Raw genomic sequence first — 17,020 nt, 5'->3', positions numbered from 1 at the left:
TCTACAATAAAAAACAAATTTTTGCAATTAAAACTTTATTTTACCTAATATTACTACTTATTAAATTTAAATAAAACTCTTTTATAATAGAATACTCTAATAATGATTTCTTTACGGGGCTTACTTTTATATTATTTTCTATAAATAAACTTTGCCATGAATCACTTTCCCCAAAAATATCTCTAACTATATGATTTCCTGGAAGCATAAGTATTGGTACTATTGAAACCTCTTCTACTTCATTGTATAAAAGTTCCTTTAGTATATTATCCTTTTTATTTTCACCTTCTAAAGTTCCTACGAAAACTCTTTTAAATCCTTTTTCTATAAAAGTATGTTTTAAATAATTATAGCTTGCTACATCTATAGTTCTTGAACCATGACCTACTAAAACTATGTTTCCATCTTTATTTAATTCTTTTTCCATAGAATCAACTATTAAATTACAACCCCTTATAAGTTCTTCTTTATTATTACCCATAATAACCTTCCCCAAGGTTAATTTTGAAAATGAATAATTATATTCTTTTATAATTTTTAATATAGACATGTATTCACTACCTTCAATTATATGAAGAGGTTGTATATATACTTCAGTATACCCTTCATTACTTAAATTAAATAATGCCTCTTCTAATCTAGGCACTATTTTCCCATGTTTATTAAATAAAATATTTGATATACTGCTAGAAGTAAAGGCTTTACAGACCTTATATCTTTCATTTAAATACTCTCTTATTTCATTTTCAAAATCTTCTATTACCTTTAAGCCTTCTAAATTAGATGTTCCAAAAGAAACTATTATAATTGCTTTTGACATAAAATCATCACCTTATATATTAAAACTTCTAAAAGCTTCTAAAAATTTATTTATATGCTCTTCTGTATGAACAACACTTAAGAATAATGCTTCATATTGAGATGGTGGTATATTAATTCCATTTTTAATCATATGCTTAAAATATTTTTTAAATATTTCTTCATTACAAGTTTTAACATCATCATAACTTTTTACTTCTTTTAAATCTGTAAAGAAAATAGTAAACATTCCACCTTCTCTATTTATAGTTAGTGGTATTTTCTTTTCCTTTGATATTTCTCTTAGTCCATCTTCTAATAGCTTCCCTAAATAATTTATCTTTTCATAATACTCTTCTTTATTATCTTTTATCTTATTTAAGGTTGCTATTCCAGCAGCCATAACTATTGGATTACCTGACATAGTTCCAGCTTGATAAACTTCTCCTAGAGGAGCTAAAGATTCCACTATTTCCTTTTTACCACCATAAGCACCGCAAGGAAGTCCTCCTCCAATTATCTTAGCATAGGTAACTAAATCTGGCTTAACATTAAATAACTTCTGTGCACCTTCAAAGGAAACTCTAAATCCACTCATTACTTCATCAAAAATTAATAAGGCTCCATAATTATCACAAAGCTCTCTTAAAAGCTTCATAAAATCTTCTTCAGCTTTAATTACTCCCATATTTCCTGCCACTGGTTCTATAATAACTCCTGCTATGTCATCTCCATATTTATCAAATAAAGTTTTTATACTTTCTTTATCGTTATAAATTGCTATCAAAGTATTTTTTATGCTATCTTCTGGTACTCCTAAAGAACCTGGTATACCATTAGTTAATACTCCTGATCCTGCTTCTACTAAGAATCCATCAAAATGACCATGATAACATCCAGCAAATTTAATTATTTTATTTTTTTTAGTATAACCTCTAGCAAGCTTTATAGCACTCATTGTTGCTTCTGTTCCTGAGTTAACCATTCTTACCATTTCAATATTCTCTAGATTCTTACATAAGAATTTAGCCATAATAAGTTCTAATTCTGTAGGTGCTCCAAAGGCTATTGCCGATTCAGAAGTACTTTTTATAGCATTTACAACATCATTATCAGAATGCCCAAGTATCATAGGACCCCAAGCTAATACAAAATCAATGTATTCCTTACCTTCTTCGTCTACTATTATTGCACCTTTCCCACTTTTAATAATTGGTGGTGTCATTCCAATATTTTTATATGACCTAACTGGAGAATTAACTCCACCAGGCATATATTTTTTAGATTCATAGAATATTACTTCATTTTCCATATTACTTCTCCTTTAGCCATCTTACTGCATCTAATGCAAAGTATGTAATTATCATATCTGCTCCTGCTCTTTTCATAGAAAGTAACATTTCTAAGGCTACTGCTTTTTCATTTATAAGTCCTGCTTCTGCTGCAGATTTAACCATAGCAAATTCACCACTAACATTATAAGCACAAATAGGTACATTTACTTTTTCTTTTGCCCTTCTTATAATGTCTAAATAGGACATTGCTGGCTTAACCATAATTATATCTGCACCTTCTTTAATATCCCATTCTATTTCCTTTATAGCTTCTTCTGAATTAGCTGGATCCATTTGATAGGTTTTTCTATCTCCAAATTGAGGTGCTGAATGAGCTGCTTCCCTAAAAGGTCCATAAAAGGCAGAAGAATATTTAGCTGCATAGCTCATAATTGCAACATTTTCATAATTATTTATATCTAATAATTCTCTTATATATCCAATTCTTCCGTCCATCATATCAGAAGGTGCTACCATATTAGCACCAGCCTTTGCGTAGGATAAGGCTATCTTTCCTAATACTTCTAGAGTTTTATCATTATCAACTTCATTTCCATTTAATATTCCACAATGCCCATGACTAGTATATTGACACATACAAACATCAGCAATTATATATAAGTCTTTAGAAATTTCTCTTACTTTTCTTATTGCTTGTTGAACAATTCCATTATCATTATAGCTTTCTGATCCACAATCATCCTTGTGATTTGGTATACCAAATAAAATTATACCTTTTATATTATTTTCTTCCACTTCCTTAATTATTTCCGGAAGTCTATCAATAGACCAATGGTAATTTCCTTTCATAGATGATATTTCTTCTTTTTTATTATCACCTTCAACAACAAAAATAGGAAAAATGAAATCATTTGAACTTAATGTGTTTTCTCTCACTAAATCTCTAATAGCAGTTGTTGCTCTTAATCTTCTTCCCCTATTAATCATTTTATTCACCTTTACTTTCTTTTTTTGCTTTATATATTTCTACTATTTCTTCTAAGAATCCATCTTCAGAATGTTTTCTGCAAGTATATCCATTAAGCCCATTTTCTTTTAAAGCCTTAAAAGTTTGTGGTCCTATAGCTATATTATATTTTTCTTCAAGTTTATGAACTCCAAATAAGCTTATCATATTATTTACCGTACTTGGACTAGTATATAAAATAAAGTCAACCTCTTCAAAGGCTTTCTCATTTTTTACATTTCCACAAACAGTGTTATAGGTATGAATTCTATCAACAGTTAGACCTAATTTTTCAATTTCATCTTTTAAATAGCTTCTACTTTCTGAAGAACATGGTAGTAAAACTTTCTCATCCTTTACTAAATGTGGTTTTAATTCCTTAAATAATCCTTCTCCAACAAACTCTCTTCCCATAATAAAGGCTTGAATTCCTCTTTCATTAAGAGCTTTCTTCGTAGCTTTTCCAACTACAGAAAACTTTGCTTTTATTTCTCTTAAATCTATTTTATTTTCTATTATATAATCAAAAAAGATATTTACTCCATTAACAGAGGTTAATATAATATGATCATAACTAGAAAGTTTATTTCTTACTTCATTTAAATTTTCCTTAGTTGCCTTAATTTTTATTGAATTAATTTCTGTAACTTCTGCTCCTAATTCTCTCAACTTTCTTTTTAAATTAGATGCTTGTTCTCTTGACCTTGTTACGCAAACATTTAACCCAAATAAAGGTTTCTTCTCATACCAATTAAGTTTATCATTTAAGCTAATTACCTCTCCCACAGCTATTATACATGGAGATTTCAATTTAGCTTCTTTAACCTTTTCTTCTATGTCTAGTAATGTTCCTACTACCTTCTTTTGCTTTGAAGAAGTACCTCTCATTACTACAGCTACACTTGTATTTTTATCTTTACCTTTATTTATTAAGTTCTTTATTATTTCATTAAGGTTACTAAGACCCATCATAAAAACTAGGGTTCCTTTTTCCTTTGCAACTGCTTCCCAATTAATATTTTGTACTCCAGCAGTCATCCCTGTAATTATATGAAAGCTTTGTGCCATTCCTCTTTGAGTAATTGGAATACCTGCATAATTTAAAACAGCTATAGGAGATGTTACACCTGGAATAACTTCAAAATCTATATTTTCATCTATTAAAGCTAATACTTCCTCTCCACCTCTTCCAAAAACATAAGGATCTCCACCTTTTATTCTTCCAACTACATGACTTTTTTTAGCTAATTCAATTAAAGATTCATTAATTTCCTCTTGAGTTTTATAATGAGCACCTGGTTCTTTTCCGCAATAATATATTTCACAATTATCATTTAAGTAATTTAATATGTTATTGGAAACTAATCTATCATATAAAACTGCTGTACATTTTTTTAAAGCTTCTACTGCCTTTAAAGTTAATAATTCTTCATCTCCTGGTCCTGTACCAATAATATAAACCTTACTCATTTTATTATCCTTTCATTATTTCCTTTGCTAACTTATAGCCAACTTCAATGTTATTTTCTTTATGTCCTAATATATCTTTCTTAATTATTTTTCCCCCACCTATATCAAAGGTACCTATCATATATAAATCATTATCTTTAATTTCAGAATAAACACCTATTACACTATGACAACCGCCATTTAATTCCTTCATAAAGCTTCTTTCAGCTTCCACAGCAATTCTTACTTCTTTATTATCTAATTTTTTTAAATATGAATTATATTCTCCATCTTTTAAGGCTTCTACTCCTAAAGCTCCTTGCCCTATAGCAGGTAAAAATATTTTAGGATCAAAATAATCAGTAATATAACTTTCCATATTTAATCTTTTTAATCCAGCTGCTGCTAAAATAATTCCATCCATATTTTCATTTTCCATCTTTTGAAGTCTAGTTTGTACATTACCTCTTATAGGAACTATTTTTAAGTCTTTTCTTAAATTACTTAGCATTGCAGCCCTTCTAATACTACTAGTACCTATAACCGCTCCTTCTTTTAATTCTTCAAAATGAATATTGTTTCTAGATACAAATACATCTCTAATATCTTCTCTTTCTGGAATTGCAATAAGTTCAAAGCCCTGTGGCAATTGAAAAGGAACATCCTTCATACTATGAACTGCAGCATGAGCTTCTTTATTTAAAAGAGCATATTCAATTTCTTTAACAAATAAGCCTTTACCGCCTATTTTATCTAAAGTTACATCTAATCTTTTATCTCCTTCTGTAACAATTAATAATTTTTTAGAGTCTATGTTATTTTTCTCTTTAATAAGCTCTATTACTCTATCAGCCTGAACTTGAGCTAATTTGCTTTTTCTAGTTGCAATTATTATCTCCATATATATCTCCTACAAATTACTATATATTTTATTTATAATTTCTTTTCCAAAAAACATTTCTAAGACTAGTTTATCTTTTTTCTTTTCATAAATATATTTAAAATCTTCACTACATACAAAATTTATTATATCACTTTTTTTCCCAGACATTTCTTTTGCTGATTTTCTAATTAATGAGGATACTCCTATAAATTCGTCATATTCTTTTAAAACTCCCATAATTTTTTCTGCTAATATTAATGATCCCCTAGGGTTTCCATAATTAGTGTTTATAGCAAAACTTATATTGTTTAAACTTCTTTGTGCTGGTGCTATTGCTATACCTTCTAAGTAATCTTCTGCATATATGTATATTTTATAAGCTTTATCACAATCTTTTTTTATTCTTTCATTTAAATCCTTATCATTAGTTGCAATTATAACTATATGCTTATTATTTATAAAATCCTTATAATAGCTATTTTTAATAAGATTAACATTTTCTAGGTTTTCAAAGTTATTTATAAAATCTAAGGATAAGACTTCTACATTACAATTTTTAGCTAAAAAGTTTTTAGCTTTAATATATCCAACTTTACCTCCACCTATTACACCTACATTAATTTTTGTAGATATTAATGATAGGTATGCATAGTTTATACTTTCTTTAAAAATATCTTCTCTAATATCTTTACACATTCTTTCCCTTGCCCCTTTAATTGCTCCTCCTTTAAAACTTCTATAGCTCTATTTACATAATAATCAGAAGTGCTTTTTATAAGAGTTTCTGCAATTTCTCTATGTTTTTCATTATTACATTTATTTTGTAATGTATTTTTTCTTTCCTCAATTACCTTTGAACTATCCCTTTTCATATCCTTGATTATGTTAGATACTTCTCTTAAATCCTTCCACTTAAGATAATTATCTATATGTTCTTTAATTATACTTTTAAATTCTAACATTTTTTCTTTTCTTAAATTCTTATTTTCATCATCTATTGAACTAATTTCATCTATATCATAAAGCTTCACTCTACTATATTCCTTAATTCCTTCATCTATATCCCTAGGCATAGCTAAATCAAATATAATAATTTCTTTACCAACTTCATTTATATGCTTTTTTTCTATAATTACGTGCGGAGCAGATGTACATGATATAACACAATCCATATTATTTATTATTTCCCTTGCATCTTCATATTTCATAACCTTTACCCTATTGTCTGATATATCTGTAACCTTATCTACATTTCTAACTACAAGCTTTAATTCTTCTATATCATTTGATAGGGCATATTTTAATACAAGCTTTCCAACTTCTCCATACCCAATAACCATTATTTTTTTAGCATTATTTTTCATTGCTTCACTTACAGAAATAGAAGCAGATGAAACTGGAATTTCATATAACTTCCCTTCAGTTCTAAATTTTTTACCACAGGTAATAGCTTCTTGGAAAAGCCTCTGCAATTCATTATTTACAGCTTCAGCTTCTATTGATGAAAAATATGCTTCTTTTATTTGACCTAAGATTTGATCTTCTCCTAATATTTTAGAATGAAAACCACAAACTACTTCCATTAGATGTTTTACTGTATCTATTTCTTCTAAATAAAAGCAATTTTCATTAAGTTTTATATCCCATTCTAATACTTCAAAAATCTTGCACACACTTTCCTTACCCTTTAATGAGCCTTTATAATATATTTCTGTTCTATTGCATGTACTTAAAATAACTACTTCATCAAAGTACTGAAGTAATTTTTTGGTATATTCTTTTTTCTTTTTTGGAGATAAAGATAGCTTCTCTCTTATTTCTACTCCAGTATTTTTCTTAATTCCTAAAAGCTGAATCATAATTTTGCTCCTAATTAATATACTTACGTCTTTTTATTATATTACCCTTATTATACTCCTATTAATTATATTTTTCATTTTTCGTATTTTGACAATTTTTTGTCATTCTAAATTAATATAAGACCGCTACTTAATTATAGCGGTCTTAAACTTCATATACTTATTTTACATATCTACTATCCTATTTGTCTAATAGGTAATTATTATTTTATTTATAGGAATTACTTATATTAATATCTTATGCCACTCCAATAGATATTATCTTTAAGCACTGCTTTATCAGAAAGCTTTACCCCTTCAAGAGCCCATTTTTTATATTCCATAAATCCAGTTCTATCTACTATATATCCAATATGCTCTTTTCCACCTGGTGCATTTTTATCTATATATTCTGTAACATATTTATAAGTATTTAAAATTATTTTAATTATACTTTCTTCATCAACCCATACTATAAAATCTTCTGCTAATCTCGGATTTTTCTTTCCTGTTCTTCCCATTATAGCTAATCTATAATATTTTTCCTTACTTCTAGTCCATGCTCCAGTTGGGCAATTAATTACACATTCTCCACAGCCTATACATTTACTATGATTTCTAACTGGCCTATAGTTTTCTGGATGTAAAGCACCTGTTGATTTTTTATTACAAGCCTTAACACAAGCTCCACAAGATACACATTTGTCCTTATCAAATTGAGGTTCAGTCATTCCTATTATACCAAAGTCATGCATTCTTGCTTTAATACAATCATTTGAACAACCTGTTAATGCTATTTTAAAATGTAAGTCATTTGGGAAAATTGCTTTTTCAATTTTCTTTGCAAAGTTAGTAGTATTATAATTTGCAAATGGGCAAACTTTATTTCCTATACAAGCAGATACATTTCTTGTTCCTGCTGCTGTATATCCCTTTCCTGGAACTTCTTGATTGATTTCTAATCCTTCTATTATTGGTTGAAGAAGTACATTAACTTCTTCTATATCATCCATATCTATTCCTGGAATTTCAAAACCTTGTCTTGTAGTTATGTGAACTGTTCCGTCCCCATATTTATCAGCAATTTCTTGAATTAATCCTAAATATTCTGCCTTTAAGAATCCACCTGGAACTCTTATTCTTGAAGCTGTTATCCCTCTTCTTTTAGTAACTCTAAAGGCATTCTTTTTCAGCTTTTTAGTATTGATATCCATAGTGTCTCCTCCTAATCTATTAATTCTTTTCCTTTTGAATAGTTAAATACTGGTCCATCTAAGCAAATATAAGTATCATCTATTTTACAGTGACCACATTTACCAATTCCACAACACATTTTTCTTTCTTGTGAAATCCATATATTTTCTTCTTTAATTCCAAGCTTTAAGAATTCTAAAACTGTAAATTTCATCATCATAGGAGGTCCTACAACAACTACTTGTACATTTTCTATATCTTTAATTTCAAGTTCTGGTACATATTTAGTTACAAGTCCAACTTTTCCTTCATATCCTTCTTCTGCACCATCAACTGTTAATATAAGATTTATGTTCTTTTCCCATTCTTTTATATCATCTTTAAATAGAATATCCTTAGGAGATTTAAATCCTGATATTAAAGTAAAGCTTTTGCAATCTTCAGTGTTATTTGAGAAATAATCTACTATTCCCTTAACTGGTGAAAGTCCAGTTCCTCCAGCTACAACTATAACTTCTTTATCTTTATAATTATTTATATCAAAGCCATTTCCATATGGTCCTCTTAAAAATAACTTATCACCAACATAATTATTGAATATTTCATCTGTTACCTTACCAACTCTTCTTATTGTTAAGTCAACATAATTTTCACCTATTCCACTTACTGATATAGGTGCTTCCCCATACTTTGGTAATGATACTTCAAAGAATTGACCTGGCTTAACATCACCTTTAAATTCCATTCTGAAAGTATATTCAATTTCTGTATGCTTAATAACTTCTAATATTTCTGAAATAAATGGTATATATTCATTTTTAGTCATATTACTTCACCTCATCCATAGCTTTTTCTAATTTATTTACACAATTTGAGAATGAAATATATTCTGGACATGCGTCATCACATCTACCACATCCTACGCACATATGATATCCCCATCTCTTTTTATAATCATAAACCTTATGAAGAACCTTAAATCTCATTCTTTGTCCTTTTTCTCTTCTAAAGCTATGACCTCCAGCCATATCTGTATAACCATCTACTTGACAAGATGCCCAAACTCTTCTTCTTTCTCCAACTTTTCCATTATCCTTATAGAAAATATCTTGCATAGTAAAGCATGTACATGTAGGACATACAAAATTACATCTTCCACAAGCTATACATCTCTCTGAATATTCATCCCATACTTTTGAATTTATTATCTTTAAATCTAAATTATTTGGGATATTTACCTTAACTTCATTATTTTCAACAAAGTCTGGAGATACTTCTAATTCTTCGTTATCAATATTCTTAAATAATTCTTCAAATTCTTCATCCTTAATATCTAAATAAACCTCATTACCTTCTTGCTTAACATAGGCATTATACTCATCAGTTTTATTAGTCCCCATACTTACGCAAAAACAGTTATCAAAGCTTTTTTCACATCCTATAAGAATAAATTTAGCTTTTTCTCTAAGCTTCTTATAGTAAGGATCTTCAAATCCATTTCTTAAATAAATATCATCAATTCTTTTTAAAGAATTCATATCGCAACTTCTTAAAAATATTAATAGTGATTTTTCATCTACATTAGGTTCTTTAACCTGATCTTCTGTGAAGAAAAATAAGGTTTGAGTTATTGGAAGAAGTACTTCTTTATAAGAAAAATTAGATTTTTGATTAAATTCCACTTCTTCTATTCTTGCTACTTCACCATATCTTACGATATCTGTATCTGAAAATTTCCCTTGTCCTTCAAAAACCTTTGGTGCATATATCTTATACTTTTTTGAAAGCTCTTCTAAAGCCTTGTTGAATTCCTCTACTTTAAGTTTATATCCCATTACAAACACCTCTTAGTTTACTTTTTTCTTTCTTAACATAATAAAAAATGGTATTGCTAAAAATAGACTACACCATATTACTAAATTAGATATCAACTTTTCCTTGTTAGGATTGTTATTATAATAACAATTCTTGAGATTATTATAATCTGAAACAAAAAGAAAAACTGTGATGATTATCACAGTTAATTATATTTTCTATTATTTTTTTGATTTTATATGCCCTTAAAAAATTTTGAAAGTTTATCTCTATCCTTTATTATTATTTTCTTTTTTTCAAATATTATTAAATCTTTTTCTTGGAGAAGCTTTAATGCTCTTGATATAGTTTCTCTAGGTGCTCCAAACATATCTGACAAATAAGTTATGCTAACATTTAAATCTATTAATGTACCATTTTCAACCTTTATTCCATAATCCTTAGCTAACTTCCATAGCTTTGCTGCCACTCTCTTTTCAACTTTAATAGGTGTTGAATTCTTTAATTGTCTATATAACCTTCTAACCTTTAAAGTAAGAGAAGAAATAACTATTTTAGTTAATTGAAAATCACTTTTCATTAATTCTTCAAATCTTCCTTTTTCAAAAGCTAATATTTCTGCCTTTTCAAATACTTCGCAATTTATAGAGGCAGGTAAGTCATCTAAAACTACAGCATTTATAATAGAATCCTTACCTAAAATAAAAACTATTTTCTTTTGAGCAGACTCGTTTAATTTATATAATGCTACCTTACCACTATAAATTATGTATATCTTATTAACCTTTTCTTTATCTCTAAATATATGGCTACCTTTTATATAGCATTTGGTTTCACCAAAATCAGCTAAAGCTTCCTTTGTATCTTCACATATATTATTAAACAACTCCATATTATCTAATTGAATTTTTATTAAATCTTTCATATTCATATACCAACCCTTTAATATATTCACATATATTATAACTATATTTTTAAAATGTAAACACATAAAATAAAAATAATAAAGGCTGCCTAAGCAACCTCTATGAAAAATTTAGAATTTAGTTTTTATTCTTTTATAGATTTATTTACAATAACTACAAACCAAACTAAGGCTATAGAAAGAAGCACATGTCCAAGTCCTGCTATATGGCTAAGGCCTGCAAAATCATTGCCTAATATTTGTAACATTCCTCTAGCTGTTAAAGTAGAAAGTAAATAAATTAACGAAACATTGTAGAAAATACTCCATGCTTTAAAACCTTTAATTTGTGATATATTAAAATTCTTAATTAAAAGTAATACTAAAATAAAGAACATAAAACCTAATGTTAATGCATGTGTATGTACAGCTGCTAAAACAGTTCTCCCTTGGAATTCATGTATTTTTGTAAATTCTCTATAAAACACTCCCATAGCTAGTCCTAAAATCAAATAAAAAGTTGCTAAATTAAAATATTTCTTCATTATTTCCTCCACACCATAATAAAAGTTATTATATAATATTAATTTATTCTAATAATATACCAAATTTACTATATTTTCAATTGAAAAATTAAGTGGATAAATTATCCTAATAAAATCTATAGTAAACTTTAGATTAATTAAGACCTATCCACTTTCATATCTCTATTTAATATATAGTATATTATACTTTTACTCTTTCTTCATACTCATCTCTATAAGTTATACTTGTTTGAATTTTATAGAAATCTCTATAGAACTTATTAACCTTATTTAAGGAATCTACAATAGCAGTATATATACTTAAAGGATTTCCCTTTTCATCACTCTCTGTTCTTTCTATTACATTAATTAATATTGAATTATTTGATTCTTTTAATTCTTCTAACAAGAGTATGTTTTTTAAAAAGACTCTTTCTATTAATTCTTTTAAGTCATTTTTATTAGTCACTCCATATAAATTATATATAATTTGAGGTTCAATTGATTTTAGTATAAATTTTATTTCATCTACTTCATCATTATATTTTATTAAAGAAATTTTACCTTCTATTTCTTTCAAATTAGAAAGTTCCTGATTTTTTCTTAAAGCTACAAAGACTTCTAACTTTTTTGAAATCAAGAGCTTACAAAACTCTATTAAAAATTCACTTATTTCTCCTAAAACTACTATTCTTTCTTCCATAATTCCTCCAAAATATATGGTTTTCTTATTATTATACTATTTTAGAGTTAAAAAAGTTCTATTCTGAAATATAGGGTGAATAGGAAGAAATATAATTAATCCAGTTACCAAAACTATATTGGCACTTCCCCCTCCTTCGCACCTATTAAAGCATATAATTAAATATTTTAACAGTTGCTAGTTATTTATTTATATACAAATAATAATATATTAATATAACTTTACCTTTGACAGCTTGTCTTTAATTGAATATAATATATAAAAATAACCTTCCTATAAGCTTGATAATATGGTTCAGGCGTCTCTACTATACTACCGTAAATAGTATAACTAAGAAGTTTTAATCCAGGTGAGGTTTTTTATTATTATATTTAAATATACTCAGAGGTGGATTTATGAATAAAAATGATTTTATATCTCAAATTAAGGCTTCAAGTAAAGCTGAAATATGCGACTTAGTTATTAATAATATAACTATTGTTGATGTATTTCAAAACAGTTCTTTTACAGATAATGTAGCTATTAAAAACGGAGTAATCATAGGTTTTGGCAATTATAATGGACTAGTTGAAATTGATGGTACTGGTAAATTTTTATGCCCTGGTCTTATAGATGCTCATGCTCACATCGAATCCTCACTAGTAACTCCAAAGGAATACTATAAAGCTGCATTATTACATGGAATCACTTCTATTGTTATTGACCCACATGAAATTGCTAATGTACTAGGAGAAAAAGGTATAAGGCTTATTATGGATCTTGCTAAAGACACACCCTTTGATTATTACTTTATGCTTCCTTCTTGTGTTCCAGCTACTTCTTTTGAAACTTCTGGTGCCATATTAGGAAGTTCTGATTTACATCCATTATATAATGAACCTAATGTATTAGGACTTGCAGAGGTTATGAACTATCCTGAAGTTGTAAATTGTTCTGAGGACATGATAAATAAGCTTTGGGATGCAAAATTAAAGGGTCTTATTATTGATGGGCATTGTGCTGGGTTTACTAATGATATGCTAAACATTTATTCTACAGCTAATATTTCTACTGACCATGAATCACATTTAGCTGAAGAAGTTATTGAAAAACTTAGAAGAGGTATGTATGTTCACCTAAGAGAAGGCTCTGTAGCTAAAAACCTAAAGGAATTAATAAAAGCTGCTTCTATTTCTAATAGCAGAAGAATTTGTTTTTGCACAGACGATAAACATATTGATGATTTAATAACAAATGGAAGTATGGATAGTTCTATAAGAACAGCTATTTCTTATGGCTTAGCACCTGAAACTGCAATACAAATGTGTACGCTTAATCCTTCAGAATGCTATAATCTAAAAAATAAAGGAGCAATAGCCCCAGGCTTTATTGCTGACTTTATAATATTAGATGACCTATCTAATTTTAAAATTAATTCAGTTTATAAAAATGGTAACTTAGTAGTAAAAGAAGATAAATTAGTATGTAAAATACCTGGAACAAAATATGATTTACCAAAATTGAATAATATTAATATTAAAGATATTAATTCAAAGGACTTAGAAATAGATTTAAAAGGAAAAACAAAACTAAATGTAATTGAAATTAATCCAAATAAACTGGAAAGTAATCATGTAAAAGTTAATATAAATACTTTAAAAGATACTAATAGCTTTAAATCAGATGTAGATTTAGATTTGCTAAAAACAGCAGTAATTGAAAGACATAAAAACACAGGTAATATTGGCCTTGGGGTAATAAAAGGTCTTAATTTAAAATTTGGAGCCATAGCTACAACCATTGCTCATGATTCTCATAACTTAATAGCCTGTGGAACATCAGATGAAGATATATTATTTGCAATAGAAGAGCTAAAAAAGATAAATGGTGGAATTATAGTTGTTAAAAATGGAAAAGTACTAGCATCAATTCAATTAGAAATTGCAGGACTTATAACTTCTAGAGACTCATCAGAAGTTATTTCTGACTTAGAAAAACTTCACTTTGCTATAAAAGAAGTTGCTCCTGATATAAATTTTAATCCTTTTTTAACTTTATCCTTCTTATCACTGCCAGTTATTCCAGATTTAAAAATAACAGATAAAGGCTTATTTGATGTAAATAAATTTGAATTTATTGAAAATGCTTATTAGTCTAAGCTAAGATAAAAATATAATGGAGATGTACCAAATCTATTTTGCACATCTCCATTTTTTATTCGTTGTTTTATTATACTATTTTTTAATAATTTACTTTACTATTCATATAAAGTATATATAAAAATGTTGCTTCCTTAAAATTACGTATATCGAATCCTGTTTCCTTCTTTATTTTTTCAATTCTATACATCAAAGTATTTCTATGAATGTATAAATTTTTAGCAGCTTTAGTTAAGGATAAATCACATCTCAATATTTCTTCTAAGGTGTGTATTAATTCATAATTAAATCCTTTAAATACATCCTTATACTCTTCTTTAAGATTTTTTGAATATTCACTTGATAAGTTATAAATAGCTCTTTCTAAATACATATCTTTTAAATAGTATATTTCAGGCTTAATTTTAAATCTTCGACCTATATCTAAAGCTTGTACAGCTCCTTTGTAAGATTCTTTAAATCCCTCAAAGGTACCATCTAAATCACTTATGCTTATCTTTGCATTTACTCCTAAAGTTTGTATAATAGTATCTTTTAGGGAAAAAGCATGCTCCTTTTCATCCTCTAAGTTACCAATAACTATTATTCTATCGTATATCTCACCTACATAAAAAACACTATCTGAATATGTATCTCTTACTATTTCTAAAACTTCATCTTCTTTATTGCTTTCAATTAATAACATTTTATTAGATCTAGTAATTGCACAGTCCTTTAAAACATCCCATTGTTTTCTTCCCTCTAATAATTCTTGTACCACATTTTCTTTTTCAATATATTTATTTAATAAGTATTCAATTATTGGTATTATTTTTATATCTTCTTGCTCTAGTACAATTTTATAGGATTTATTATTTATAGATATCTTTCTCATAATTTTAGATTCTGTTGAAGGTAAATTATCAAATATTTCATTATTGTTAGAATCTACTAATCTAATCTTTATATTAGTATCTTCACATAGTTCATTCAGTAATTCTACTATTGCTCCCATATAATCCCCCGCTTCATATATAATCCTTTTAATAATTATATTATATATGAATTTTCAGAGAATTAAATAATTTCTTTATAGGCTTTTTATTTCTTCAATAACTTTATTTATATTTATCCTTGCAAGTTCAATAGAAGAGTCATCATTAAACATATTAACATTATCTAAAATTATATAATAATAACAAACTCCATATTTTCTTTTAATAACTAATTCATAATCTCTATTATCTATTTTTTTATAGTCTCTATTAGCTAATAATGTTATTTCTTTTATTTCTGAAAGACTTAAACTGCCTAAACTAATAAGCTTATTATAAATAAACAAGGAAAATATATTATTCTCTTCATATATATCCTTAATTTCAATAATATCTTCATACATTGAAATCATTTCACTTGAAAAAACATTAATTAAATAGTCTCTAGTAATTTTTATATCCTTAATATTATTTGAAAAGATATATGCAAGATCATCTAAAGATGCTTCATCCTTCAATTCAATAATCTTATTTATTCTTTCAATTATTTTTTCTTTTGGGAAAAATGTCTCTTGCCCTGTGGATACACTCTTTTTAATAAACCATTCTTCTGGTATTAATTCTTTCCTTTTCCATCTATATAATTGCCCATATGATATTCCCATAACTTCTAAAAGTTCCTTCTTAGATATTAATTCCTCAAGCATATTTGCTCCCCTACCTTACTTTTTTTATCTATAGTTAATTTTCCTGTATACTCGATTTTATCAATAGAGCATCCTGATAATATAGTAATATCATGACCTCTTACTATATTGCAAATAGTATTTTCTAAAATAATATTATCTCCTTCTATTAATTTTGAAATAACTTTTCCATTAAAAAAATCTATATATCCTGATTTTCTAATTATTATCTCACTTCCACCAATTTCCTCAATATTACTTTCTCCCTTTGGAAATATTTCTATTTTATCTGCAGAAAGTAATCCGCATATTTCAACTTCTCCTTTATTGTAAAAATAATTTCCCTCACAATTTCTCTTAACTTCAGCACTACCTAATACCTTTAAGGTATCAAAATATATATTCTTACTTGCCTTCATCTCTCCTAAAATTTCAATATAATTTCCTCTAAAATCTTCTTTTATTTCTGCATCTCCCATAATCTTAGCTTCATCTTTAACCTCCAATTGAGACTCACTTTTAAAATCCCCCTTAAGACTTAATATATCTATAGTTCCTTTTTCTTTTAAAGTTGCATCTCCATAAATCTTAAATTTTCTAGCCTTAATAGTACCCTTAAAAATTGAATCTCCCATAACCTTTATATCTCTTGCTGTAACAGCTCCATTAAATTCTCCATCACCCATTATCACTACATCTATGCATTCTATGTCACCCATCACAGTGCCATCACCCATTATTTTTATATTATTATATTTTCCTGCTCCTATTGTTGCATCCCCTAAAATCTTTGTGTTATTTTCACTCATAATA

At 27.4% G+C, this 17,020-nt stretch carries 17 protein-coding genes and 1 riboswitch; of the genes, 1 reads left to right on the top strand and 16 read right to left on the bottom strand.

The genetic code is table 11. The features are described 5' to 3' along the window. Window positions 1-40 precede the first annotated feature (40 nt). The 13 genes from ACFYH6_RS06880 to ACFYH6_RS06820 all read right to left on the bottom strand — a co-directional run bounded on the left by ACFYH6_RS06880 (window position 41) and on the right by ACFYH6_RS06820 (window position 12,409). Complete coding sequence (locus ACFYH6_RS06880) at window positions 41-820, bottom strand: sirohydrochlorin cobaltochelatase (protein ID WP_416179526.1); 780 nt, start codon at window positions 818-820, stop codon at window positions 41-43. 12 nt (window positions 821-832) lie between these two features. Continuing rightward, window positions 833-2,110 (bottom strand): glutamate-1-semialdehyde 2,1-aminomutase, encoded by a 1,278-nt coding sequence (hemL, locus tag ACFYH6_RS06875; protein ID WP_416179525.1) that lies wholly within the window; start codon window positions 2,108-2,110, stop codon window positions 833-835. Window position 2,111: 1 nt separating this feature from the next. Further along, complete coding sequence (gene hemB / locus ACFYH6_RS06870) at window positions 2,112-3,080, bottom strand: porphobilinogen synthase (RefSeq protein WP_416179524.1); 969 nt, start codon at window positions 3,078-3,080, stop codon at window positions 2,112-2,114. Between the two features lies 1 nt (window position 3,081). Next, a complete protein-coding gene (cobA, locus tag ACFYH6_RS06865; protein WP_416179523.1) occupies window positions 3,082-4,569 on the bottom strand; it encodes a uroporphyrinogen-III C-methyltransferase in 1,488 nt (495 codons plus the stop codon). A gap of 4 nt (window positions 4,570-4,573) precedes the next feature. After that, entirely contained in the window at window positions 4,574-5,449 is an 876-nt protein-coding gene (gene hemC, locus ACFYH6_RS06860) for a hydroxymethylbilane synthase (protein ID WP_416179522.1), read from the bottom strand. Window positions 5,450-5,458: 9 nt separating this feature from the next. Continuing rightward, window positions 5,459-6,127: an NAD(P)-dependent oxidoreductase gene (locus tag ACFYH6_RS06855; protein WP_416179521.1), complete on the bottom strand. Its 669-nt coding sequence runs from the start codon at window positions 6,125-6,127 to the stop codon at window positions 5,459-5,461. Next, window positions 6,085-7,290: a glutamyl-tRNA reductase gene (hemA, locus tag ACFYH6_RS06850; protein WP_416179520.1), complete on the bottom strand. Its 1,206-nt coding sequence runs from the start codon at window positions 7,288-7,290 to the stop codon at window positions 6,085-6,087. The genes ACFYH6_RS06855 and hemA overlap by 43 nt, the downstream gene beginning before the upstream one ends. 230 nt (window positions 7,291-7,520) lie before the next feature. Beyond that, window positions 7,521-8,483 (bottom strand): sulfite reductase subunit C, encoded by a 963-nt coding sequence (asrC, locus tag ACFYH6_RS06845; protein ID WP_416179519.1) that lies wholly within the window; start codon window positions 8,481-8,483, stop codon window positions 7,521-7,523. Between the two features lie 11 nt (window positions 8,484-8,494). Next, on the bottom strand, window positions 8,495-9,289 hold the full coding sequence (gene asrB, locus ACFYH6_RS06840; protein ID WP_416179518.1) for an anaerobic sulfite reductase subunit AsrB: 795 nt from the start codon (window positions 9,287-9,289) through the stop codon (window positions 8,495-8,497). A 1-nt stretch (window position 9,290) separates the two neighbouring features. Next, window positions 9,291-10,298 (bottom strand): anaerobic sulfite reductase subunit AsrA, encoded by a 1,008-nt coding sequence (gene asrA, locus ACFYH6_RS06835; protein WP_316343729.1) that lies wholly within the window; start codon window positions 10,296-10,298, stop codon window positions 9,291-9,293. 215 nt (window positions 10,299-10,513) lie between these two features. Next, window positions 10,514-11,203, bottom strand: a complete 690-nt coding sequence (locus ACFYH6_RS06830) for a Crp/Fnr family transcriptional regulator (protein ID WP_416179610.1) — start codon at window positions 11,201-11,203, stop codon at window positions 10,514-10,516. Window positions 11,204-11,328: 125 nt separating this feature from the next. Continuing rightward, window positions 11,329-11,727, bottom strand: a complete 399-nt coding sequence (locus ACFYH6_RS06825) for a DUF2871 domain-containing protein (protein WP_416179517.1) — start codon at window positions 11,725-11,727, stop codon at window positions 11,329-11,331. Window positions 11,728-11,908: 181 nt separating this feature from the next. Further along, entirely contained in the window at window positions 11,909-12,409 is a 501-nt protein-coding gene (locus ACFYH6_RS06820) for a hypothetical protein (RefSeq protein WP_416179516.1), read from the bottom strand. A 251-nt stretch (window positions 12,410-12,660) separates the two neighbouring features. Further along, a riboswitch (purine riboswitch) is annotated at window positions 12,661-12,762 on the top strand. Window positions 12,763-12,804: 42 nt separating this feature from the next. On the opposite strand from ACFYH6_RS06820, the gene ade reads away from it, so the two are divergent. Next, window positions 12,805-14,541, top strand: coding sequence for an adenine deaminase (gene ade / locus ACFYH6_RS06815; RefSeq protein WP_416179515.1), 1,737 nt, complete (start codon window positions 12,805-12,807; stop codon window positions 14,539-14,541). An 88-nt stretch (window positions 14,542-14,629) separates the two neighbouring features. Here ade and ACFYH6_RS06810 read toward each other — a convergent pair whose 3' ends face one another. The 3 genes from ACFYH6_RS06810 to ACFYH6_RS06800 form a co-directional block, all read right to left on the bottom strand. Next, entirely contained in the window at window positions 14,630-15,541 is a 912-nt protein-coding gene (locus tag ACFYH6_RS06810) for a PucR family transcriptional regulator (RefSeq protein WP_416179514.1), read from the bottom strand. A gap of 75 nt (window positions 15,542-15,616) precedes the next feature. Next, a complete protein-coding gene (locus ACFYH6_RS06805) occupies window positions 15,617-16,228 on the bottom strand; it encodes a DUF4004 family protein (RefSeq protein WP_316344613.1) in 612 nt (203 codons plus the stop codon). Beyond that, window positions 16,213-17,016, bottom strand: a complete 804-nt coding sequence (locus ACFYH6_RS06800) for a polymer-forming cytoskeletal protein (protein ID WP_416179513.1) — start codon at window positions 17,014-17,016, stop codon at window positions 16,213-16,215. Before ACFYH6_RS06800 ends, ACFYH6_RS06805 begins: the two co-directional genes overlap by 16 nt. Between the last annotated feature and the right edge of the window lie 4 nt (window positions 17,017-17,020).

It is taken from the genome of Clostridium sp. HCS.1, assembly GCF_047900555.1.
In the GTDB taxonomy this organism is placed as follows: domain Bacteria; phylum Bacillota; class Clostridia; order Clostridiales; family Clostridiaceae; genus Clostridium.
The sequence above is the reverse complement of the archived record's forward strand: the minus strand, read 5'-3'. Positions and strand labels throughout refer to the sequence as shown.

Bases quoted from the DNA above. Each gene is read 5' to 3' on its own strand.
- ACFYH6_RS06880 (WP_416179526.1), bottom strand. From the start codon at position 820: ATGTCAAAAGCAATTATAATAGTTTCTTTTGGAACATCTAATTTAGAA.
- hemL (WP_416179525.1), bottom strand. From the start codon at position 2,110: ATGGAAAATGAAGTAATATTCTATGAATCTAAAAAATATATGCCTGGT.
- hemB (WP_416179524.1), bottom strand. From the start codon at position 3,080: ATGATTAATAGGGGAAGAAGATTAAGAGCAACAACTGCTATTAGAGAT.
- cobA (WP_416179523.1), bottom strand. From the start codon at position 4,569: ATGAGTAAGGTTTATATTATTGGTACAGGACCAGGAGATGAAGAATTA.
- hemC (WP_416179522.1), bottom strand. From the start codon at position 5,449: ATGGAGATAATAATTGCAACTAGAAAAAGCAAATTAGCTCAAGTTCAG.
- ACFYH6_RS06855 (WP_416179521.1), bottom strand. From the start codon at position 6,127: ATGTGTAAAGATATTAGAGAAGATATTTTTAAAGAAAGTATAAACTAT.
- hemA (WP_416179520.1), bottom strand. From the start codon at position 7,290: ATGATTCAGCTTTTAGGAATTAAGAAAAATACTGGAGTAGAAATAAGA.
- asrC (WP_416179519.1), bottom strand. From the start codon at position 8,483: ATGGATATCAATACTAAAAAGCTGAAAAAGAATGCCTTTAGAGTTACT.
- asrB (WP_416179518.1), bottom strand. From the start codon at position 9,289: ATGACTAAAAATGAATATATACCATTTATTTCAGAAATATTAGAAGTT.
- asrA (WP_316343729.1), bottom strand. From the start codon at position 10,298: ATGGGATATAAACTTAAAGTAGAGGAATTCAACAAGGCTTTAGAAGAG.
- ACFYH6_RS06830 (WP_416179610.1), bottom strand. From the start codon at position 11,203: ATGAAAGATTTAATAAAAATTCAATTAGATAATATGGAGTTGTTTAAT.
- ACFYH6_RS06825 (WP_416179517.1), bottom strand. From the start codon at position 11,727: ATGAAGAAATATTTTAATTTAGCAACTTTTTATTTGATTTTAGGACTA.
- ACFYH6_RS06820 (WP_416179516.1), bottom strand. From the start codon at position 12,409: ATGGAAGAAAGAATAGTAGTTTTAGGAGAAATAAGTGAATTTTTAATA.
- ade (WP_416179515.1), top strand. From the start codon at position 12,805: ATGAATAAAAATGATTTTATATCTCAAATTAAGGCTTCAAGTAAAGCT.
- ACFYH6_RS06810 (WP_416179514.1), bottom strand. From the start codon at position 15,541: ATGGGAGCAATAGTAGAATTACTGAATGAACTATGTGAAGATACTAAT.
- ACFYH6_RS06805 (WP_316344613.1), bottom strand. From the start codon at position 16,228: ATGCTTGAGGAATTAATATCTAAGAAGGAACTTTTAGAAGTTATGGGA.
- ACFYH6_RS06800 (WP_416179513.1), bottom strand. From the start codon at position 17,016: ATGAGTGAAAATAACACAAAGATTTTAGGGGATGCAACAATAGGAGCA.